General features: G+C 68.1%; 21 protein-coding genes and 1 pseudogene. 11 read left to right on the top strand and 11 right to left on the bottom strand.

Annotated elements, in window-relative coordinates; genetic code table 11:
* Window positions 1–82: 82 nt before the first annotated feature.
* Entirely contained in the window at window positions 83–1,126 is a 1,044-nt protein-coding gene (locus HD596_RS49565) for a LacI family DNA-binding transcriptional regulator (RefSeq protein ID WP_185076265.1), read from the bottom strand.
* 183 nt (window positions 1,127–1,309) lie between these two features.
* Here HD596_RS49565 and HD596_RS49570 point away from each other — a divergent pair, with 183 nt between their 5' ends.
* The 4 genes from HD596_RS49570 to HD596_RS49585 are packed head-to-tail and all read left to right on the top strand — an operon-like array spanning window position 1,310 to window position 6,149.
* Window positions 1,310–2,626, top strand: coding sequence for an ABC transporter substrate-binding protein (locus tag HD596_RS49570; protein ID WP_185076266.1), 1,317 nt, complete (start codon window positions 1,310–1,312; stop codon window positions 2,624–2,626).
* A 41-nt stretch (window positions 2,627–2,667) separates the two neighbouring features.
* Complete coding sequence (locus tag HD596_RS49575) at window positions 2,668–3,621, top strand: carbohydrate ABC transporter permease (protein ID WP_185076267.1); 954 nt, start codon at window positions 2,668–2,670, stop codon at window positions 3,619–3,621.
* A complete protein-coding gene (locus HD596_RS49580; protein ID WP_185076268.1) occupies window positions 3,605–4,489 on the top strand; it encodes a carbohydrate ABC transporter permease in 885 nt (294 codons plus the stop codon). Before HD596_RS49575 ends, HD596_RS49580 begins: the two co-directional genes overlap by 17 nt.
* 43 nt (window positions 4,490–4,532) lie before the next feature.
* A complete protein-coding gene (locus HD596_RS49585; RefSeq protein WP_185076269.1) occupies window positions 4,533–6,149 on the top strand; it encodes a GH39 family glycosyl hydrolase in 1,617 nt (538 codons plus the stop codon).
* 74 nt (window positions 6,150–6,223) lie between these two features.
* Here HD596_RS49585 and HD596_RS49590 read toward each other — a convergent pair whose 3' ends face one another.
* A complete protein-coding gene (locus tag HD596_RS49590) occupies window positions 6,224–6,718 on the bottom strand; it encodes a MarR family winged helix-turn-helix transcriptional regulator (RefSeq protein ID WP_313046582.1) in 495 nt (164 codons plus the stop codon).
* 75 nt (window positions 6,719–6,793) lie between these two features.
* Here HD596_RS49590 and HD596_RS63040 point away from each other — a divergent pair, with 75 nt between their 5' ends.
* Together HD596_RS63040 and HD596_RS49595 are read left to right on the top strand one after the other, a co-directional pair.
* Entirely contained in the window at window positions 6,794–8,164 is a 1,371-nt protein-coding gene (locus tag HD596_RS63040) for a hypothetical protein (RefSeq protein WP_246555398.1), read from the top strand.
* Window positions 8,113–9,024, top strand: a complete 912-nt coding sequence (locus HD596_RS49595; protein ID WP_512699286.1) for a glycoside hydrolase family 43 protein — start codon at window positions 8,113–8,115, stop codon at window positions 9,022–9,024. The genes HD596_RS63040 and HD596_RS49595 overlap by 52 nt, the downstream gene beginning before the upstream one ends.
* A gap of 246 nt (window positions 9,025–9,270) precedes the next feature.
* Here HD596_RS49595 and HD596_RS49600 read toward each other — a convergent pair whose 3' ends face one another.
* The 4 genes from HD596_RS49600 to HD596_RS49610 all read right to left on the bottom strand — a co-directional run bounded on the left by HD596_RS49600 (window position 9,271) and on the right by HD596_RS49610 (window position 13,874).
* Window positions 9,271–10,818, bottom strand: coding sequence for a glycoside hydrolase family 27 protein (locus HD596_RS49600; protein WP_313046583.1), 1,548 nt, complete (start codon window positions 10,816–10,818; stop codon window positions 9,271–9,273).
* A 76-nt stretch (window positions 10,819–10,894) separates the two neighbouring features.
* A complete protein-coding gene (locus HD596_RS63045) occupies window positions 10,895–12,082 on the bottom strand; it encodes a lectin (protein WP_313046585.1) in 1,188 nt (395 codons plus the stop codon).
* A gap of 802 nt (window positions 12,083–12,884) precedes the next feature.
* Window positions 12,885–13,025, bottom strand: coding sequence for a hypothetical protein (locus HD596_RS61015; RefSeq protein ID WP_221519958.1), 141 nt, complete (start codon window positions 13,023–13,025; stop codon window positions 12,885–12,887).
* Between the two features lie 285 nt (window positions 13,026–13,310).
* On the bottom strand, window positions 13,311–13,874 hold the full coding sequence (locus HD596_RS49610) for a DinB family protein (RefSeq protein ID WP_185076272.1): 564 nt from the start codon (window positions 13,872–13,874) through the stop codon (window positions 13,311–13,313).
* Window positions 13,875–14,406: 532 nt separating this feature from the next.
* Between HD596_RS49610 and HD596_RS49615 the strand changes: the two genes are divergently transcribed.
* The 3 genes and pseudogenes from HD596_RS49615 to HD596_RS66005 form a co-directional block, all read left to right on the top strand.
* Window positions 14,407–14,718, top strand: a complete 312-nt coding sequence (locus tag HD596_RS49615; protein WP_185079201.1) for a PadR family transcriptional regulator — start codon at window positions 14,407–14,409, stop codon at window positions 14,716–14,718.
* Window positions 14,715–15,608 carry a hypothetical protein gene (locus tag HD596_RS49620; RefSeq protein WP_185076273.1) on the top strand — a complete coding sequence of 298 codons (894 nt, stop codon included), beginning with the start codon at window positions 14,715–14,717 and terminating at the stop codon, window positions 15,606–15,608. The genes HD596_RS49615 and HD596_RS49620 overlap by 4 nt, the downstream gene beginning before the upstream one ends.
* Before the next feature lie 280 nt (window positions 15,609–15,888).
* Window positions 15,889–15,945 (top strand): annotated as a pseudogene (locus HD596_RS66005) (hypothetical protein); the annotation flags it as partial.
* 258 nt (window positions 15,946–16,203) lie between these two features.
* Here the strand turns inward: HD596_RS66005 and HD596_RS49630 are convergent.
* The 4 genes from HD596_RS49630 to HD596_RS49645 form a co-directional block, all read right to left on the bottom strand.
* Window positions 16,204–16,482, bottom strand: coding sequence for a cytochrome C oxidase subunit IV family protein (locus tag HD596_RS49630; protein ID WP_185076274.1), 279 nt, complete (start codon window positions 16,480–16,482; stop codon window positions 16,204–16,206).
* Window positions 16,483–16,492: 10 nt separating this feature from the next.
* Complete coding sequence (locus HD596_RS49635) at window positions 16,493–16,693, bottom strand: cytochrome c oxidase subunit 3 (RefSeq protein ID WP_221519959.1); 201 nt, start codon at window positions 16,691–16,693, stop codon at window positions 16,493–16,495.
* 220 nt (window positions 16,694–16,913) lie between these two features.
* Window positions 16,914–17,999, bottom strand: coding sequence for a serine hydrolase domain-containing protein (locus HD596_RS49640; RefSeq protein WP_221519960.1), 1,086 nt, complete (start codon window positions 17,997–17,999; stop codon window positions 16,914–16,916).
* A gap of 80 nt (window positions 18,000–18,079) precedes the next feature.
* Window positions 18,080–18,220: a hypothetical protein gene (locus tag HD596_RS49645; RefSeq protein WP_185076276.1), complete on the bottom strand. Its 141-nt coding sequence runs from the start codon at window positions 18,218–18,220 to the stop codon at window positions 18,080–18,082.
* A gap of 43 nt (window positions 18,221–18,263) precedes the next feature.
* Here HD596_RS49645 and HD596_RS49650 point away from each other — a divergent pair, with 43 nt between their 5' ends.
* The gene (locus HD596_RS49650; protein WP_221519961.1) at window positions 18,264–18,794 is read left to right on the top strand and encodes a recombinase family protein; all 531 of its coding nucleotides are present in this window, start codon (window positions 18,264–18,266) and stop codon (window positions 18,792–18,794) included.
* On the top strand, window positions 18,740–19,501 hold the full coding sequence (locus HD596_RS66215) for a recombinase family protein (RefSeq protein ID WP_185076277.1): 762 nt from the start codon (window positions 18,740–18,742) through the stop codon (window positions 19,499–19,501). The genes HD596_RS49650 and HD596_RS66215 overlap by 55 nt, the downstream gene beginning before the upstream one ends.
* Here HD596_RS66215 and HD596_RS49660 read toward each other — a convergent pair.
* Window positions 19,458–20,765, bottom strand: coding sequence for an aspartyl protease family protein (locus HD596_RS49660; protein WP_185076278.1), 1,308 nt, complete (start codon window positions 20,763–20,765; stop codon window positions 19,458–19,460). The genes HD596_RS66215 and HD596_RS49660 overlap by 44 nt on opposite strands.
* Between the last annotated feature and the right edge of the window lie 435 nt (window positions 20,766–21,200).

Raw genomic sequence — 21,200 nt, forward strand, 5'->3', positions numbered from 1 at the left:
TCAGCCACGTAGGATGCGCTCCGAAACTTTCGCCCGCTCCTCCCGCGAGGGACGGCAGCCATGAAAGTTTCATATTTTTCTGTCAGGACGAAGGAGCGGGGCCCGTCGAGTCGCGGACGCTGAGGGTCGTCGCGAGCTGGAGGTGCCGGGAGGCGGGCTGGACGCCGTCCGCCATGCCGAGGACGGCCTCGACCGCCATCCGGCCCATGCCGACGAGAGGCTGCCGGACGGACGTGAGCCGCGGCGTGGTCCACTGAGTCTGCGGCGTGTCGTCGAACCCTGTGACCGACAACTCGCCCGGCACGGTGATGCCGAGCTCCTTGGCCGCGGCGAGGACCCCGACGGCGATCTCATCGTTGCCCGCGACGATCGCGGTCGGCCGCTCGTCCAGCACGAGCAGGTCATGGCCGTGCCGCAGTCCCGCCTCGACGGAGAACGCCTCGTGGCGGACCAGTGCCCGATCCGGCGTGACGCCGGCCGAGTCGAGCGCGGCCTGGTATCCGTGGAAGCGTTCCAGCGAGGGGGCGGAGCCCAGCGGGCCGCCGATCCAGCCGATCCGGCGATGGCCGAGCTTGATGACGTGCTCGGTTGCCGAGCGACCGCCCGCCCAGTTGGTGGAGCCGATGCTGACGAGACGCGATTCGGTCGTATCGATCGGGTCGATCGTCACGATGGGCACCTCGAGCGCCTCCGCGGCGAGGAGCACCGGGTCGGGCACGGCGACGGCGAGCGCGATGACACCGACGACACCGGACGCCTTCTGCTCCTCCATCCAGGCCCGGGCCGCCGTACGGCTCGTGCTGATCGGCCCGTCGGGCGGCAGGCGGAGGAGGAGCTCGGCCTGCGCGGAGGTCGCTGCCAGGAGTATCCCTTGGAGCACCGTACCGGCATAACGGGACTCCACGATGTCGAGCACCGTGACGAGGGTCCGGTCGCGGGTTCGCTCATGTCGCGCCGCCGTCGGCATGTAGCCGATCTCGGCCATGACCCCCAGGACATGCTCACGCGTGCTCGCGCCCACGTCGCTCCGCCCGTTGAGGACCTTCGAGGCGGTCGCCGGCGAGACGCCGGCCAAGCGGGCGACGTCCGCCAAGGTGGCTCGCTCCGAACGACCTCGCCGTGACATCAGGGCTCCTTTCGGGCTTCGAAACTATTTCGAATCTACCACGACCCTTCTACTCCTTGCCGTCCGACGTTCTCGCTGTTCCTCCCGTTGACACGGGACAGACACGCCACCTAGTGTCCTGGCAGCACCGAACAAGTTGCGAAAAAGTTTCGAACCATCCCCCAGGACGAGAGGAGAGGCTCGATGCGGCTCTCCCAGAAGGCAAGGCTCCTTTCCGCGGTACTCGTGCCGATGTTCGCCCTGACCGCCTGCTCGGGCGGCTCCGGCGGCGGCAGCGCGACCGGCGGTGGCGGTGACCAGCCGGTGAAGCTCACGGTCTGGAGCTGGGACGGCACCGTCGCGGGGGCTGTCCCGGGCTTCCAGGCCGCGAACCCGAACATCAAGGTCGAGGTCGTCAACGCGGGCTCGTCCCAGGACGAGTACAAGGCGCTCGACAACGCCATCCAGGCCGGTTCCGGGGTGCCCGACCTCGTGATGTTCGAGTACTTCGCGGTGCCCTACTTCGCCATTCCCGGGAAGCTCGCCGATCTCGGCAAGTACGGCGTCGAGAACTTCAAGAAGGACTACGTCCCGGGCGCGTGGAGCGACGTGACGGTCAACGGCAAGGTCTACGCGCTGCCGTCCGACTACGGTCCTTCGGCGCTGTTCTACAACACGGCCACCCTCAAGAAGGCCGGCGTCGACAAGGCCCCGGCCACGTGGGACGAGTACCACGAGGCGGCCAAGAAGGTCCGGGCGCTCGGCGGCGACCACTACATCGCCCAGGACACGGGAGACATCTTCTTCCTGCTCTCGCTCATCTGGCAGGCCGGTGGTCGCCCGTTCAAGGTGAACGGCAACAAAGTGCACATCGACTTCACCGACGAGGGCACGACCAGGGCCGTGGCCTTCTGGCAGAAGATGCTCGACGAGGGCCTGATCAACACCAAGATCACAGGGTGGTCCGACGACTGGAACCGGACACTCAACGACGGAAGCCTCGCCACGCAGACCATGGGCGGCTGGCTGACCTCCACGCTGCCGGAGCGCGCGCCGAAGGCCGCCGGTGACTTCAGAGTCGCCCTGATGCCCCAGTGGAAGCAGGGGGACAAGGTCGGAGCGGCGAACGGCGGAAGCTCCTTCGGTATCCCGGCCGCGGCCGAGCACCAGGACGCGGCTTTCAAGTTCCTCGAGTACTTCACGCACGGCGGTGGTCTCTCGTCCCGCGTCGACGCGGGTGCCTTCGTGCCGAACACGTCGGTCCTGGACAGCGAGGCGTTCCAGAGCAAGGCCAACCAGTACTTCGGCGACCAGAAGGTCGGCGCGGTGCTGGCCGAGGCCTCGGAGATCGTCGGGAGCGGCTGGCAGTACCCGCCGTTCTTCGAGTGGGCGCGCTCGGTCTACGGCGACCTCGCCTCGCCGTTCTACACCACGGGGAAGGGCTCGCTCGCCGAGATCCTCGAGCAGTGGAAGCAGCGCTGCATCCAGTACGGCAACGAGCAGGGCTTCCAGGTGGACTAGCGAGCCCTGGGCCACCTCAACGAATCGGAAGGAACACGGACATGGGCCTGGCACGTCGGGTCGACGTCACCGCTTCGGCCATGGCGTCGCCGGATGCCGCACAGCATCCGGCGCCGGCTCGCAAGCGCCGCAAGTCACAGATCGGGCTGGCGTTCATAGCGCCTTTCGGGGCGCTGTTCGCCCTGGTGTTCATCGTGCCCATCCTGTACGCCGCCTACCTCAGCCTCTTCCAGGACAAGCTCGTCGGGGGCAACACGTTCGTCGGATTCGCCAACTACGGCAAGCTGTTCCAGGATCCCCAGTTCTGGGACGGGGTGGGGCGCGTCTTCCGGTTCACGCTCGTCCAGGTGCCGATCATGCTGCTCTTCGCCATGGCGCTGGCGCTGGCGCTGGACTCCATGCGGGTGCACGGCACCAGGTTCATGCGGGTGACGATCTTCCTCCCCTACGCGGTGCCGGCGATCGTGGCGACGCTCATGTGGGGCTTCCTGCTGGGCGTCAAGTACGGCCTGTTCGGCAGCCTCAACGACGCTCTGGGCACGGACCTCGATCCCTTCGCCCCCGGTACCACGCTCATCTCCATCGGGCTGATGGTGACGTGGGCGTTCACCGGCTTCAACATGCTCATCTTCTACGCCGCGCTCAAGGCCGTCCCGCGCGAACTGTACGAGGCGGCCGCGATCGACGGGGCGAACGAGCTCCAGATCGTCCGCGCGATCAAGCTGCCGGCACTTCGCGGATCCCTGGTCGTCACGATCATCTTCTCGATCATCGGCACCTTCCAGATGTTCAACGAACCGCAGATCCTGCCCTCGATGGTGGCCAACAGCGGCGTCACCACCTTCTACACGCCCAACCTGTACGCGTACAACCTGGCGTTCACCGGGTCCCAGCAGGGCTATGCGGCCGCACTCGCGCTCGTCATGGCGGCGATCACGATCACCGTCGCCTACGTCGTCCAGATCAGAGGGTTGAGGAATGCACCCGATCAGTAGCCGCCGGCTCTACACGGTGGAGAATCCCAAGAAGAGCACGACCCTCACCGTGATGACAGCTCTGTTCATGGTGTACTGCCTGCTGCCGCTCGTATGGCTGGTCATCAACGCGACCAAGTCGCAGGCCGACTTCGTGTCGTCGTTCGGGCTCGCGCCCGGCCGCGAGTTCGCCCTCTGGGACAACATCGTGCAGGTTTTCAGCTACCAGGACGGGATCTTCTCCCGGTGGCTGCTCAACACCGTTGTCTACGTCGTCGTGGGCGCGACCGTGTCGACCTTCCTGGCCGCCCTCGGCGGGTACGCCCTGGCGAAACTCGATTTCCGGGGCAAGCGGGTGTTCCTCTTCGTCGTGCTGGGATCGATCTCGGTCCCCGGCATCGCCCTGGCGATCCCGCAGTTCCTGCTGTTCGCGCACGTCGGCATGACCAACACCCCGTGGGCGATTCTCATCCCGTCCTTCATCAACCCCTTCGGGTTGTACCTGATGTGGGTGTTCACGGCCGAAGCCGTGCCGAATGGCCTGCTGGAGGCCGCGAAGATCGACGGCGCCGGGGAGTTCAGGACCTTTCTCCAGATCGCGCTCCCGCTGCTCGCCCCGGCGAGCGTGACGGTCCTGCTCTTCTCGTTCGTGTCGATCTGGAACAACTATTTCCTGCCGTTGATCATGCTCAAGGACCCCGCCTGGTATCCGCTGACCGTCGGCATCAACCAGTGGAACAAGCTGGGCTCGACGGCGGGGAACGGCGCCCTCGTCCAGAATCTCGTGATCACCTCCGCGCTGCTGACCATCATCCCGTTGATCATCGCGTTCCTGAGCCTGCAGCGGTACTGGCAGTCGGGCCTGTCGCTGGGCGCCGTCAAGGGCTAGCAGCGCTCCGTTCACCCAACGTTTCCCGAAGAGAAGTGAGACCATGACCCGATTCCGGATCGACGGCAGGCTGTGCGACGAGAGTGCGCTTCCGCACGTCTGGAGCAGGTGTATCGGCGCCGGACGGGCGAACGAGGCACTGCGCGCGGACTGGCGAGAGCAGTTCGCCGACGTCGTCGCCGCATGCGGAATCCAGTACATCCGCTTTCACGGCGTCTTTCACGACGACATGTTCGTGTACCGGGAGAGCTACGGCAGCGGTTTCGGCCCGAACACGCCCCTTGCCGCGCCCGTGCACACCTTCAGCTATGTGGACAAGGTGTTCGACTTCATTGTGGACTGCGGGGTCCGCCCCTTCGTCGAGCTGGGCTTCATGCCGCGCGAGCTGGCGACGCAGACGGAGACGGTGTTCTGGTGGGGCGCTCACTGCAGCCCGCCCAAGGACATGGCGCGCTGGGTCGAGCTGGTCACGAGGTCGGTCGAGCACTGGATCGACCGGTACGGCCTCGCCGAGGTGCGGGAGTGGCGGTTCGAGGTGTGGAACGAGCCGAACCTGGTTCCCCACTTCTGGACCGGCACGAAGACCGAGTACTTCGAGCTTTACGAGCAGACCGTGAGGGCGATCAAGAAGATCGATCCCGCGTTGAAGGTGGGCGGGCCCTCGACGAGCGTCTTCGTGCCCGACGACCGCTACAAGGGCGAGGTTGAGGACCGCTCCGCGATGCACGAGACGGCCGCCGCGGCCGACGTGGACGCGCTCGACTGGCGCCCGGTATGGATCGAGGACTTCATCGCCTGGTGCGCCGAGCGCGAGCTCCCGATCGACTTCATCTCCACCCACCTGTACCCCACCGACTTCGCGTACGGCACCGACGGCGAGGCCGTGCAGATCACCCGGTACGCCGACGCGACGTTCGACGACCTGACCCTCCTGCGCAAGCTCGTGAAGAACAGCGCGTATCCCGAGGCGGAGATCCACATCACGGAGTGGTCGACGTCGCCGTCGGCCCGCGACTTCATCCACGACACGCCGTTCGCGGCGACCTCCATCACGCGGTCGTATCTCAAGTGCGCCACCCTCGCCGACTCGATCTCGTACTGGACCTTCACGGACGTGTTCGAGGAGGGAGGCGCCGGGATGGGGCCGTTCCACGGCGGGTTCGGCCTGGTGAACGAGGGCGGCATCCACAAGCCCACGTTCCACGCGTTCACGATGCTGGAACGGCTCGGCGACCGGCTGCTCCTCGCGACGCCCGACGGGGTCGTGACCCGTGACAGCCGGACGTCGGCCGTCTCGGCGGTGTTCTTCAACTATCCCGAGGACATGGCCATGAGGGGTGTCGCCTCGGAGAACTCCTACCCGGCCGCCCGCGCGCTGGCCGAGCTGGGGCCGAGCCGCAGGATCCACCACTCGATCGGCGGACTGGAGCCGGGCGCCACGTTTCTCGTCGAGATCGTGGACTGGGAGCACGGGAACGCCGCCGAGGCCTGGTACCGGCTCGGGTCCCCCCTCAACCCGTCCCGAGCCGAGAGCGAGTACCTGCGCGGAGTCGCCGACTCGCTCCTCAGGTTCACGCTGACCGTGCCCGACAACGGCGTGCTGGACCTCGATGTCGAACTCGCGCCATGGGCCGTGATGTCGTTGCGGCAGTCGGCATGACCGCGTCGCACTGAAGCACGCCCCGGTGCCGATCGGCAGCTCGCCGGCCGCCCAGGCTGACGCGGCGGCGCAGGTCAGGGACGCAGGGCGCGGGCGCACGCCGTGAGGCTTTCCGCCAGCGTCTTGCGCGCGGTGTCGTCGACCTCGGCGAACATGACCGCTTCGATCTCGTCGACGGAGCGGTCGCAGCGCCGCAGGGTGGACAGGCCCTTGCGGGTGAGGCGGGCACGCAGCATCCGGCCCGCGCCGGGCTGCGGGTCCCGGCGGATCAGGCCGCGCCGTTCGAGGTCGCGGATGACGAGGCTCATCGCCTGCGGCGTGACGAAGGCGATGCGTGCCAGGTCCGCCGAGGACGGCCCGTCACGCAGCCGCAGTTCGCTGAGCGCCATGTACTCGGTGGTCGTGACGCCGTGCCGGGTGAGCGCTTCGTCCAGTCGGCTCCGGATGTAGCGCTCCAGCCGGAACACCAGATAGCTCACCCGCGGCGTCAGGGGGTCAGTCGGGCCGGCCGGGTCCGGCGGGTCGGGCGGGTCGGGCGGGTCGGCCGGGGAGATCACGCGGTCGGTCACCGGGAGACGATATCGCGCGACCGCGACGATGAAAGTTTCCCGGCCAGCATGTCAAGCAGCTTGATAACAAGTTGCTTGACATGCAGCGGACATGCGCTTTCGCTCCTGATCCCGCAGGCCAAGGACCTGACCCGGCGCCTGGTCGACCTGGTGCACGAGCTCGACCCCACCCGGCCGGCCGCGGTGGGCGGCGCCCAGCGCCGCGGCTTCGACGAACTCGGGGACGTGGCCGGCTACAACGGCGACGGGGCCTCGCTCTGCCACAAGCCGCCGTGGCCCAGCCTGGTCTCCGAGTACGGCAGCGTCATCGAGGACCGTCCCGGCACCTACGGGCCGCGCTACGCCCACGGCGTCGAGACCCCGCACGCCTGGCGGTCGGGCATCGCCCTGTGGTGCGGCATCCACCACGGCAGCATCGTGCCCGACATGGGCCGGATGGGCTTCATCGACTACTTCCGGCTCCCGCTGCGGTCCTGGTACTGGTACCGCCGCGAGCTTCGGGGCGTCGAACCGCCCCCGTGGCCGCTCCCCGGCACCGCGACCACCCTGCGGTTGAGCGCGGACCGCATGACGATCGCCACCGACGGCACCGACGACACGCTGGTCATGGTGGAGCTGGTCGACGCGTCAGGCCGCGTCGTCGCCGACGAGCGCCCGGTCCGGATCGAGGTCGTCGAGGGCGGCGGCATCTTCCCCACCGGAACCTCGATCACGCTGTCCCCGGACAATCGCGGCCTGCTCGACGGGGTCGGCGGGATCGAGTTCCGCTCCTCCTTCGCCGGCCCCAACACGCTGCGGACCGGCGCGGACGGGCTGGCGCCGGTGGAGCTGACCATTGAGGCCGTCGGCGGGGAAGCGTGGCGTGGCCGGCCTCGCCGCCTGTCCCCCGGGCCGCCCTCGCGCTCGTTCATGCCGTCCTCCGGCGCCCCGCGCCTGCTGTCGGCCAAGAGGCCCGTCTTCAGCAGCGGCTCACTGGCCGACCGGCCCGCGCACCTGGTCACCGACTACTCCACCGGCGAGGGCTGGATCAGCGCCACGAACCGACCGGGCGCCTGGGTCCGCGTCGACCTCGAAGGCCTGTGGCGGGTGGACACCGTCACGGTGCTTCTCGGCGGGCCGGACGCCGTGCCGTACCGGCTGGAGGTCTTCGACGGCCAGGCCGCCGAGGAGGTGGACCGAGCGGAACCACCTCTGATCACGGCCTTCGGGCTCGTCGCGGTCGCAGTACAGTCTGCAGTCAACGACTCGGCCCCGACGCTGGACACCGCAGGCCCGGGACATCTCCCTCCCGTCCTTTCCCCCGCTCAGGAGCATTTGTGCATCAACCGAAACCGGTCTACGCCGGCTACCTGCTCGTCTACTTCGTCGGCAGCCCCGCCGCCGACGACGAACGGATCCGGATGGCGCTCAGCCTCGGCAACGATCCGTTGCACTACCGGGAACTGAACGCCGGAAAGCCGATCCTGACCTCCGACCTCGGCACCAAGGGAGTGCGCGACCCTTTCCTGATCCGTGCCCCCGGGGGCGACTGGTTCCACCTGATCGCCACGGATCTGCGGACGTCCGGCGGCCCGGCGGAGCTCATCTGGGACCGAGCGGAGCGCACCGGCAGCAAGTCGATCGTGGTCTGGGATTCCACGGACCTGGTCAACTGGACCGGTCAGCGCCTCGTCAAGGTGTCCGGCGACACCGCGGGCAACACCTGGGCGCCGAAGGCGTGCTACGCCGAAGAACTCGGCAAGTACGTCGTCTTCTGGGCCTCGAAGCTCTACGCCCAGGACGACCCGGATCACACCGGAACGACCTACAACCGGATGCTGTACGCCACCACCACCGACTTCCGCGAGTTCAGCGAACCCAAGATCTGGCACGACCCAGGGCATGCGGTCATCGACTCGGCCGTGATCAAGCACAACGGCGTCTACTACCGTTACACCAAGGACGAGCGGGACCAGACGCCTTCCGTGCCCAGTGCCAAGCTCATCACCGCCGAGAAGTCCCGAGAACTGACCTCCACCACCTATGACTTCGTGGCCGACCGCATCGGCGACGGGGAGATCGACCGTGGCGAAGGCCCGGCCGTGTTCAAGTCGAACACCGAAGAGAGGTGGTACCTGTTCATCGACGAATTCGGGGGGCGCAACTACGTCCCGTTCGAGACCACCGATCTCGACTCCGGAAAGTGGACGCCCTCGACGAGCTACCAACTGCCCCCTGGAGCCAAGCACGGCTCGGTGCTCCCCCTCACCCAGGCGGAGTACGACCGGCTGCTGCGTGCTTACGGCGGCCAAGAGAGCGAGTCCTGATCACGCACGATCAACCGCAGCCCTCTCCGCCCCGTTGCCACGCGCCGGTCATGGTGGCGCTGGGCTTCCGGGCGGACAAGGCGCGTTGGGCGCACCACCACAGCGGTGCACCCGAACGCGGCCGTTCATGGCGTCGTCGCGCACAGGCCACAGCGCGTTCGGTCTCGCCGTATCACGCTGTGCGGCGGCCACCAGGGCGCCGTCCCTCACAAGCCGGTGCAGGTGAAGGACGGTGTCGAAGGCGGCTCAGGTGCGGGTCCAGCGTTGGTTGGCGCCGCCGTTGCACGACCAGATGGTCAGCTTGGTGCCGTTGGCGGTGGCGTTGTTCGGCACGTCCAGGCACTTGTTCGCCCCGACGGCGGTGATGGTGCCGTCGGAGTTGAAGCGCCACTTCTGGTTGTCCTGTCCGTTGCAGTCCCAGATGATGACGTTGGTACCGTCGGCGGTGCCCCGGTTGTACACATCCAGGCACTTGCCGCCGTAAACCCGCAGCTCGCCGCCCTCGGTCGCCGTCCACTGCTGGCCGGCCTGGCCGTTGCAGTCCCAGATCTGCGCCTGCGTGCCGTTCCCCTGCGGGACATCAAGGCACCGGCCCGACCCCACGCCCTTGATCGCACCTGCGGGCGGGGGTGTGACGATGCCCCCGCCGGTCACGACGTACATGGCCGCCCCGTGTCCGGGGACCGACGCGCTGATCGTCCCGGACGAGGAGGACGTCGTGTGCGCCCACAGGTCGCGCACCGAGTAGGAGGACGCGGACCCCAGCCCCAGAGCGGAGGCGGTGGTGGAGACCGTCGAGGTGGAGGTGCCCCGGTTGAGCAGGACGACCGCGACCGAGCCGTTCGACATCGGCTTGCGCCAGACCTCCAGGTTGCCGTTGTCGCTGATCTTGTGGCCCTGCCTGCCGCCCCAGTCCTGGTTGACCGCGATGACCTCGGTGTTGGTGAGGATCGTACGCGTGTCGGCGCTCATCGTACGGAGGTCGTTTCCGGCGATGAGCGGCGCGTTCAGCAGCGACCACAGGCTGAAGTGCGCGCGGCCCTCGGTCCCGGTCACCCCGCCGACGCCCACCTCCAGCATGTCCGGGTCGTTCCACCCGCCGGGGCCCGAGTACCCGTCGAGCCCGACCTGCTGGTCCAGGATGCCCATGATCGAGTTCCAGTTGGCCGCGATGTCGCCGGTGTTGCGCCAGGAGTTGCCTACCGGCATCCCCCAGGTCCACACGCTCTCCTGGCCCCAGTTGCACAGGCTGTACACGATCGGACGCCCGGTGGCGGCCAGCGCGTCCCGCATGGCCGTGTACCGCTGCTGCCCGTTCTGGCCCCGGTGGTCACCGCAGTTGTCGTACTTCAGGTAGTCGATCCCCCAGGACGCCCACAACGCCGCGTCGCGTCGCTCGTTGCCCAGGCTGGCCGGATAGCCCGCGCACGTCGTGGTTCCGGCCGAGGAGTAGATGCCGAGCTTTAGCCCCTTGGAGTGGACGTAGTCGGCCACGGCCTTGATGCCGTTGGGGAACTTCTGCGGATCCGGCACCAGGTCACCGTTGGAGTTGCGGCTCTTGGTGGACCAGCAGTCGTCGATGTTGACGTAGGTGTAGCCTGCCGCCGCCATGCCGCTGGAGACCATGGCGTCAGCCGTCTGACGGATCAGGGAGTCGTTGACGTTGCAGCCGAAGCTGTTCCAGTCGTTCCAGCCCATCTGGGGCGTGCGGGCCAGGCCGTTGTCCAGCGCGGCGGCCGGCGACGTCGCGCCGCCGATCGCGACGAGGGAACCGGCCGCGAGTACCGCCGCCACTGCTAAGCCAAGAATTCTGCGCATCTGATTCCTCTACCTACCGGGGGTGTCGGGGAGATCTCCGGGATGTCGTGCGTCAAGAGCGGGTCCAGCGCTGGTTGGCGCCGCCGCCGCAGGTCCAGATCTGGAGTTTCACGCCGTTGGCGGTGGAGTAGTTCGGGACGTCCAGGCACTTGTTCGCCCCCACGGCGGTGATGGTGCCATCGGAGTTGAAGCGCCACTGCTGGTTGGTCTGACCGTTGCAGTCCCAGATGATGACGCTGGCGCCGTCGGCGGTGCCGGCGCCGTAAACGTCCAGACACTTGCCGCCGTAGACCCGCAGCTCACCGCTCGCGGTCGGCGTCCACTGCTGGTTGGCCTGGCCGTTGCAGTCCCAGATCTGCGCCTGCGCGCCGTTCGCCTGCGAGGCGCCGGCGACATCAAGACACCTGCCCGACCCCACACCCCTGATCGCGCCCGCACCAGGGGTGCCGCTCCCCGGCTGGCCGATGCTGCCCGATACCGATTGAAGCGCGCCGTACCAGGCGGCGGCCATCTTGTCGTAACCACCGGCGGTGGGGTGGATGCCGTCGATCAGATCGGAGGTCGTCAGCTTGCTGTGCATGTCGACCAGGTGGACACGTTTGCCGCTGTTCACCTTGCTCTGGACGATGCCGGGGATCGCGGCGTTGAAGGTGCGGGCGGCCGACTCCTGGCCGGAGTTGGACAGCGGGATGATGGTGGCGACGAAGACGTCCGCGTCGGGCACGGCCGTGGTGATGTGGTCGATCAGCGTGGACAGCCGCTGCGGGGCACCGGCCACGTTGTAGTTCTGCAGGACGTCGTTGGTGCCGATGTGCAGCAGCACCGTGCGCGGCGTGTACGTACGCAGCCAGCCGGTGATGTTCGCGTCGATCTGGTCGATCCGCCACCCGGGATGGCCCTCATGATCGTGATCGCCCAGGTTGCCCGGCCCGTTGAACTGCGACCCGACGAAGTCGACCGTGTAGCGGCCGGCGGCCAGGCGCTGCCATAACCCGATCCGGTACCCGCCCGGCACCTGCGTGCCCTCGGTGATCGAGTCGCCCAGGGGCATGACCCGTACCCCGCCGTTGGACTCCGCGGCGGCTACGCCCGTCCCCATCGCCGTACCCGCTATCACCAGGGCCACGGCCATCAGCGCGGCGGCGCACCATCGTCCCCACGTACGGCCTGGAAGCGGGTCGAATCGAGTAGCAATGTTCGCGCTCATGCCCTTGCGCTCCGGCCTGCCTGTTGTGGACACGAGGACCTCCTTCGGTAAGGATCGGCGACTTGGCATCGTGCTGAGTGGTCGCCGTAACCGGCCCACGGCGGGCACGGTCGGGTGCTGTCCCTTCGGCATGCCGGCGGCGATCCCGATATCGTTGTTAGCGTTAACATCGCCTTGGCCAATCCGGGGCTCCTTCACACCGGCCTGCTGAGGTGGTGATGTGGCGGAGCAAACATGACGCGAGAAGATCCGTCAAGGGCCCGCTCTCTTCCGGCGCGTACCGAAGCGGCCCGATCGGAGCTGACCGGGCGCGGTCGCACTGTCACGGCGGGCGAGCCGATGAAACGTTCATCGGTGGCGGCGTGGCGTGTCCAGGACGCGCCGGCGCACCGGCCTCCTGGACACCGACCATCCAATCGAACCGATTCACTAGCCGTCTCCACACTGAGTCCGCAAGGCGGCTGCCCCTTGCCGGAGTCAGTGGTGAACGGCAGGGGTCCACGGCGGCCTCGCCAATGCGAAGCTCCGGTAGGCGCGTGCGCAGGGCAGCAGCCCGGGCTCGGCGGCCTCGAGCGCGCGTCCAGAACGTCGCGGACCTCGGCCACCTCGCCGGCTGCTCCGGCGTGCGTGTTGGTGACCAGGCACTCCCAGCGGGCGTGCTCACCGGTGCAGCGCGCAGCCACCGGTTGCTCGAAGAAGCCGGCGACGGCGGGCGGGCCGCGGCCGTCGGCGGCCAAGGCGTCGAACACCGGCCGTGAGCGCCGCTCCAGGTAACGGCACCGAGCGGCCACCTGCGGGGTGCGGGCGATGTGGTCGGTGTAGTGCGACAGCGGCTTCATCCCGACCCCGAGCACGATGTCCTGCACGACGTCCTGCACGTGGCGGCGCGGGTGTGTCCGGCGGCCAGGAACACCTCGATCTCGGCCTCGTCCACCCAGCCGCGCTGCATCACCGTCGCACCGGTCAGGCGGCGCACCGCCTCCCGTGCGAAGCGCCCGTCGTGTCGCGCGGAAGGAACGTGTTGGTCAGAGTGAGACCGGCCCTTCCTTCCGCGCTCGGCCGCGCTGTCGCCATTCGGCTCGCGTGAAGATCCGTGTCAGCGCCCTGGTGTTCTGCGGCAACGAGGTGACACTGCTGCGCAGGGACCGCCCCAACAACATCCACAACCCCTTGGACAGGGCCACCGTCCACCTGGGACGCTTGACGTGCTCCCGGGCCTTCTACCTGCATGTCCGAAGCTCGATCGCCTACTACCGAAAAGTCATATGCGGCGCGGTACGGCTCCGTCCTGCCAGCGGTAGAGGTCGCGCAGCAGGGAAATCTCGGCGCCGTGATGGATCAGCTCCCGGTTGACGTGCAGGACGATGCCCTCCATGGGAAACCGCTCGGGACCCACCGTGGGCGGATTCTCCAGGTCGGCGTCCGAGAGTGCACGGACCCCCGCGTTCCATCTCCCGTACATCTCATCGAGCTGTTTCAGCGCCTCGTCAGCGGTCCCCGCGTAGGCGAATGTCTCGGAGTCGATGTCCTGGCCGCCGAAGTGCCATCCGACCCGATAGCCCAGGCACGAGACGATGATGTGCGCCAGCCGCCAGGCAATCGTGGTCACAGGCGCCGGCACAGGGTCAGGGGACGCGAAGTCCATCGTCCACTCCCCCGAACCTGCCGACATCGGTGCGGCCGACGTGCCACGTGGGCGGATGCTCCAGCAGCCGCGCACCGGCTCCCAGAGGTACTCCTCATCGGCAAGACCGTCCAGCCGCGGCCGCAGGTTCTTGCGCCAGTGCCGGTCCAACTGCTCCGCGAGCCGCTCACTTCTTGTCATTTCCGCACACTACAGGCCACCGACGGTGAGGCGCCGCGCGGCGGGGACCTTGGTCCCCCTCGACGGCGACCGCAACACCCGCACCTCGCTCAGCACCTCCGGCGTGAGCAGCAAGAGAGACGGCAACCACCACCGTCGCGAACGAAGACCCCGCAAGAGCACCCGGGAGACAGATGATCCCGGGATCGATAGGTGGGGCCACTTCTCACCCCTGAAACCAGGACGAAGAGCTCTCCCTCGCTCCGGGCTTGGGAACGGAGGCGGAACTGCTGTGGCTGATGGATGTGAGCGTAACGCGGCCGGGAAACACGCCTTCTCCGCGCAAGCTCCACCTGATCTATCGCCCACGTCAGCGCAGATGTTCGCCGCGCTCTCGCCACTCACGAGTGCGACGAACTTGAGGAGGGCGGCCACGCGGTTGGCAGATCGGCGGGGGCCTTGACTGCATGGGGGGCAAACGCCGCCGGTGGCCCATGCAGGCACCCCTTCCCCATACTTCGACGGTCGATATATAGTCAGGGCGGTGATCGGCATGACGGAGGCGACGTACTTCATCCTCGTCGCCCTGATGGAAGAACCGCTCCACGGATACGGGATCATCAAACGGGCCCGAACCCAGTCGCTCGGCGAGGTGGACCTCGCCGTCGGCACCCTGTACAGCGCGCTCGACCGGCTCTCGGAGACCGGCTGGGTACGGCTGGACCGCGAGGAGACCGTCAACGGGCGTCCACGGCGCTATTACCGGATCACCGATGACGGCGTGCGCGCCGTCCGTGCTCAGGCTGCCCGGCTGCAGCGCGCTGCCACACTCGTCCTGCGGCCAAGCGGGGTGACGAACGGATGAATGACATTCTCGAACTGCGGTACCGCCGTCTCCTGCGTGCTTATCCCAAGGAGTATCGCGCCGAGCACGGCGAGGAGCTGATCGGCACACTGATGGAGGCGGCCCGGCCGGGGGCTCGTCGGCCGTCGCTCCGCGAGACGCTGCATCTCTTCGCCGGCGGGTTCACCGTCCGCGTCCGGGGTACCCGTCCGTACGGCGTGCCGCCGTGGGCCGACGGTCTGCATCTCGGCGTGCTGATCGTGGCGGTTGTCACCTTCGCGCTGTTTCCCGTCCTGCCGCACGTCAACTACCCGGCGTGGACGGCGCTCGGGATCGTCCTGATGGTGGCGCTCGTGCGGGGATGGATGCGGGTCGCGGCTCCCCTTGCGGCGGTCGCCGCGGTGATGGCGAGCTGGCCCATGATCCCGGGGCTCGGCAGCCCAGTGTTCACCATGGGTCCGATGTACGGCGACCTCGCGCCGGTCGCGCCCTACTGGGTGGTCGCGGCCGCGTCCGCGGTGCTGGCCGTTCGGCGCGTGTGGGTGGGCCGCGCATCCGGAAAGGCCCGGTGGTGGGGTGCGACGATGCCCACCCGGTCGCCGCGGTGGCTGCTCGTCCCGCTGGCAGGCTGGGCGCTGCAGCTCATGCAGGTGCCGATGTGGGAACCCGTCTGGGTCGTCGGGCGGGCGGGTATCGAGGTGGTGGCCCTGCTGCTGGTGCTGGCCGCCACGCTGGCCGTCAGGGACGGCCGCTGGGCGCTGGCGGCCGCCGTCTACCTGCTTCCCGGCCTGGTTTACCTGGCCGAGAACCTGCGTACGACCGGCGCCCGGGGCTTCCTCTACTGGAGCGTGCTCACCGCCCTCGTTGTGGCATCCTTGGTCGCCGCCCGTCGGGTGCACGCCAAGGCGTGACCGCCGCCTTGTGCGCCACCCAGGTTGATGCCTGATCGATCCACTCCTGAACACTCCGCGGGGATCAGATACTTCTCCGTCGCCGCGGACGTGGGAGCTGGGCAACGTTGCCGGCACCGCCCATTTCCTCACGAGCCTGAGCGAGTTCCCAATCCAGTTCGGCGACGATGCGACGCGGCGAGGACGTCATGCGGCGTTCCCGCGACAGCGCAGGCAGGACAGATGACACTGATGGTGATGAAACTACCCGCCCGAATTCAAGGCCGACGCGGTGGCGTTGGTGTTGTCGAGGGCGGACCGGACGATCACGTCGATCGCGAGGGATCTGGGGACCAGCCGCGAGACGCTGCGGGTACGGGTGCGCGCCGCGAAGACAGGCAAGGCGCGGCCGGCGCGACCATGGCCGGTAAGAGCGCCTGCGCAAGGCGGCCCAGCTTTTCGCGGGCGATACGAACTGGTGAACCGCTTCAAGTTCGTTGAGGACCATAAGGCGCTCTACGGGATGAAGCGGCCTCGGACTTCAGCGGCTGCGCAACGCCTTCCAGGTCCCCGGACGGGCCTCGGCCGCGGCTCTGACCAGGGGCTCAGTGACGCTTCAATGGCCGGCGACGATGAGGGTCGTCATGAGAGCCGCACACACCACCACGGTCCACCCGCCGAACAGCAGATGGAGCGCTCGAAGGGCTTGTCCCAGTTCCATGAAGTACCGTCCGACGAGGTAGACCTTGACGAACGCGACAGCGAGCACGACCACGGTGGCGAACTGCCGGGCCCCGTGGCCGTCCCCGAGATACCAGGAGACCGCGGTCGCACCCACGAGGACGAGCCAGGCGACAACCGCCCGGTTCGCGCTGCTCGAAGTCTCGGAGGGCATGGGCACCTCATCACCTCATCAGGTAGAGCAGGGCGAACAGGACGATCCAGAGCAGGTCGATGAGGTGCCAATAGCATGCTCCCGCCTCGAGGTTTCGCAGATCCCTTCTTCCCGGTGAAGGCTTGCGAGCGATCAGGTACATGATCACCAAGGCGGCCATTCCGAGCAGCAGGTGCAGCAGGTGGATGCCGGTGAAGACGAAGTAGTACATGCGGATTCCTACGCCTGAACCGACGGTGCCACCGGGGCCGTGCCCAGCGCGGCACGGATCCTCGCCTGCGCAGCCGTCAGGGCCCCTGCAAGGGCATGGCCCTTTGCCGTCCTCCAGGCCCTGGTCCAGGGCCTGTACGGAATCGGGTCAGGGGGATCGCCTGCGCTCCTCCTTTGGCCTGTCCAGCCCCCAGAACCTTACCGACGAGCAGGCGCCGGTGCTACGCGACGCCCGTCGGGCAGAGGACGGCTTGGCCGGCTTTGACCATCGCGGGGATGATGGCGCTGTCGTCGGTGGTGCTGCGCGTGACGGACATCTCGAACTGCTGCCGGCCATCGGTCGAGTAGAGGATCAGTGTGGTGTAGCCGAGCCCCGAGCCGCCCTGCATCTGCAGGTCGTCTGCGCACTGGCCCGTGCTCTGCTTCGCGCTGCGCGGTGGGCCGGCGAGGACCTTCTGCAGGGATGGCGGCAGCAGCTTGCCCTGGTTGAAGGCGCGCTGGAAGGCGCTGACGTCATGCGTGGTCGAGACGATATTGCCGGCGCCGAAGCCCCAGCTGGCGTTGGCGCGATGCATGTCGCGCAGGGTGCCGGTGGAGTCGGGGTAGTAGCCGTGCCCGTGCGGGCCCTTGATGCCCTCCGGCGGCTTGGTGAGCGCGTAGGTGCGGGTCATGCCGAGCGGGCGGAAAAGGCGCCGGTCCAGCTCGCCCGCCAGGGTACCGCCGGTCACTCTCTCGATGATCATGCCGATGAGGGTGTAGTTGGTGTTGGAGTAGGCGAACTCCTTGCCCGGCTCGCCGGTACGCGGCAGGCCCCGCGTGGTCTTCACGATGTCGATGGGCCGGTAGTAGGTGGTGAAGTCGAAGACGTCGAACGCCGGTTCGGATCCGCCGCGGGACCACCAGTCGGGGATGCCGGAGGTGTGCTGGATCAGCTGCTGGACGGTGATCTCGTCGGCCCGTTCCACCAGGTCGCCGTCGGCCACTTCGGGCAGCAGGTCGGCGAGTTTGTCGTCCAGGGCGAGCCTGCCCTCCTCGACGAGCCGGAGAAGCACGGTGCCCACCATCTGCTTGGTCTGCGAGCCGATGTAGAAGCGCGAGCCCACCGGGATCGTGCCGCCTTGGCCGTTGAGCAGCCGCGATCCGGCGGTGCCCTGGCCGGCGAGCTTGCCGTCCACGTACACGCCGCCGATCGCGCCCACGACGCCGGGCGTCTCGGCCAGGGTCTTCATGGCCTGCCGAACGTCGCCGACCGCGGTGGCACCGGCGGCCGTCGCGGGCGAGGCGGTGGCCAGTAGCAGGGCTGCCACCGTTACGGCGGCTACGGACAAGTGCTTCAAGACAACAACTCCTTCGAGGCGATGAGAAGGGCCGGCAAAGCACGGGCGGATCACGTGATGATCTGTCGTGCCGTCTCGCCGATGGGTCCCACGAAGGTGTCGTAGATGGCGAGGACCACCACCATCGACACTCGCGACACGCCGCCGACCGTCACCACGCGTTCCGTGACCTGCTCGCCGGTCAACCTCATCCACTGTCGATGGTGCGTGTCCCCGCCTCGTCCGCGCCGTGTCATGATCGTGTCACACCCTCGCACCTCCCCCCGGTTCGAAAAGACCCTGGCTACCGCCCAGCAGATCAAGGCCGACGCCCCGCACTGCCGCGTCATCCGCACCGTCTACGAGATGAAACGGCTCGGCCGCGACGCTGCCGAACTCACCGCACTGGGGCCACCTCACCACCCACGGCTTGGTCCTGGAGGGCATCTACAACCCGGCCGGATGCTGTTCGCCTTCTTCGCCGCCATGGCCGAGACTGAGAACATCCGCGAGGCGACCCTTGAGGGCCTGGACGCCGCCGCGCGCAAGGGCAACCACGGCGGACGCCCCGCCGCCATCACCGACGACATGCTCCACACGCTCCTGCGCCACCGCGCAGCCGGAGAACGCGTCGAAGACATCCGCAAGGACCTGATCATCCCCACCGGCAAACGCCACGGCCGCAACCCCTCGCTCGCCAGCGTCTGCCCGGGCCCTGGTCAGTGCACTCCATGGACCTGCCCTCCAGAAACCTGGATGACCTGCGATGCCTGGTGCGGCTACTGACCGGCAAAGGCGTTCGGGTGGAGTTCGCGAAGGGGAACCTCGCGTTCACCAGCGAAGACTCCCCGATGGCCGCCTTGCTGCTGTCGGTGATGGGCGCGTTCTCCGAGTTCGAGCGGGCCCTGATCCTGGAGCGCCAGCGCGAGGGCATCGCCGCGGCCAAGGCCTCCGGCGTCTACACCGGCCGCAAGCCTGCCCTCACCCCGCAGGAGGCCAACGAGCTGCGTGAACGCGGGGTCGGCGGTGAGAAGAAGCTCGCCGGACCGTGGACATCCCGATCCGGGCGGCCGGGTCGACCTGTGCGCGGGGCAGCCCACCTGAGGCGCCCGCATCCTGTTCCGCGCTCGCGTAACCTGCCGGGCAGCGAGTGCAAGATCGGACGGCAATCCGCCCCGGCCGTGGGCCACGTGGCACGTTTCGCTCGTATTCCGGTATCACCCATCGACGCCAGATTCACCGACTGGCGCATTGGCGCCTGCGCTCACTTCGCCTCGCTGTGCGTGGACCACACGTTCGAGTGCCTGGAGAAAATCCTCGACGGCGGCCCGCGTGGTCATCCGCGAGGCAGCGTTCACCCTCCTTCACCGCAGGTGCGGCCTCATCGCCACTTGCCCCGAGACGGCCGGGACGCTCCCGGGTGCGGCACCGGCCGTGCGGTCGGGGTGATCAGGCGGCCTTGCCGCGGGCGATGTAGAGGTTCATGTCGGTGAAGTCGAGGGTGATGTTGTAGGGCTTCCAGAAGCAGTGGGCGAAGTGGGCCAGCAGGTCGAATCCGAAGGGGGCGAGCGCGGCCTGTGGGTTCGTGAAGCAGTACACGTCCTTGGCTACGGCGTCGCCGAGGCGGAGCTCCTTCGGGTAGCAGGGGTAGGCGACGATTGGGTGGTTGTGGGCAGCAGTCTCGACCGGGCGGTCGTAGTCGGTGCGGATCTGCAACTGCTTGGCCGTGTCCCCGTGTATGCCTGCGACGATCTCGCCGATTCCGCCGAAGTTCACGCCCACGACCCGTGGGCCGGAGTTGGCGGTGCCGGCGATGCTGCCCAGGCTGTGCAGCTGGTGCTCACGGGCGAGCCACAGTGGCAGGCGCTCGGCGCCCGCCCGTTTGGCGGCGGCGCGTGCTTTGCCGGCGGCCTCGGGGGTCGGGCGGCGCAGAATCAGCGACCGGCCCGCGTAGTCGAAGGTGGTCAGCAGGTGGTAGAACACCCACGTGCCGATCAGGCCGTCGCTGTCAGTGTCGACGTCTTCGCCCGACTCCGTCTCCGACCAGCTGACAGGGAGGTTGCGCAGTTCGAGGTCGCCCAGCTTGAAGGAGTCCAGTATCCCGTAGTGCGCCCGTACGATGCCCTGCCCGAAATCCGCCTCCTCGCTGAAGAGGGGGCTCAGCCCGGACTCCTTGGCCACCGACCCGCGCAGGTTCAGATTCGGGGCGCCGGTGTAGGGCAGGAAGCGCCTGGCCGGTCCGCCGTTGAGCGAGGCCTCCACCAGTGGAAACGGGTCCATCTGCGTGAATTCCACCCGCGCGGTGTCGCCGTGGATCTGATACGCCTCGCCGCTGATCGCCGCGAACCACTTGGCGTAGCTGGCGCGGCCGGCCGCCTGCCAGCATGGTGCGGACAGGGCGAATTTGTCCTGCCGCATGTAGCAGTCGGCCAGGAAGAAGTTGGTGTCCTTGTCGCCGGGCGCCAGGGCGAGGGCCATCTTGAGGTACTTCTCAGCCTCGGGGAACCGGTTGGACAGCAGCCCCACATAGCCGCGCTGGCGGGCCGCTCGCAGGTTCGTGGGGTCTGTCCTCAGGATCTCCTCGTACGCGCGGCCCGCCCGCTCGAACTTCCCGGCCTTGAACAGCGCGTCCGCGTCACTGGTGTCGGCTGACGCGGTGGCGGCCTTCCCCAGTAGCGGTGCGGCCGCGGCGGCACCGGCCAGCACGGCGGCGCCCCGCAGCACCGAACGCCGGTCCCGTCCTCCGTCATCAGCCATGTCTGCTCCTTTTCGTGATCACCTTCGCCGTGACTTTCCGTCCCGGCGGACGTCACAACACCTCCGGCCGGTTCGTCTCCCCTGCTGGAGGAGGCGATGCCGCAGATGCCGGAGCCGTCCGGGTCGTACGGCGTCGTCCCGATGCGGGCGACCGGTTCGCTTCGCAGCACGCTCGGTGACTCGCCCGCCGGCCGACCCCGTCCACTTTCGGCCAGCCGTGTCCCCGACTCGTCCGCGCCGTGTCATGGTCGTGTCACGGCCGCAACAAACGGTGGCAGCCGCCGACAAACCGAGTACATCCGGCACCCATCGTGGGTTGCGTCCGTGGGAGTGGTGTACGAGTTTGGCCTGGTAACAGGCGTGGCGTCGGGAAATGAAGGCCGGCCTGTGCCGTTGGGGGCGGGTGTTCGAGGGGGCGGTTGATCTTGCGGGCGA

The organism is Nonomuraea jabiensis (genome assembly GCF_014204795.1).
Classification (GTDB): domain Bacteria; phylum Actinomycetota; class Actinomycetes; order Streptosporangiales; family Streptosporangiaceae; genus Nonomuraea; species Nonomuraea jabiensis.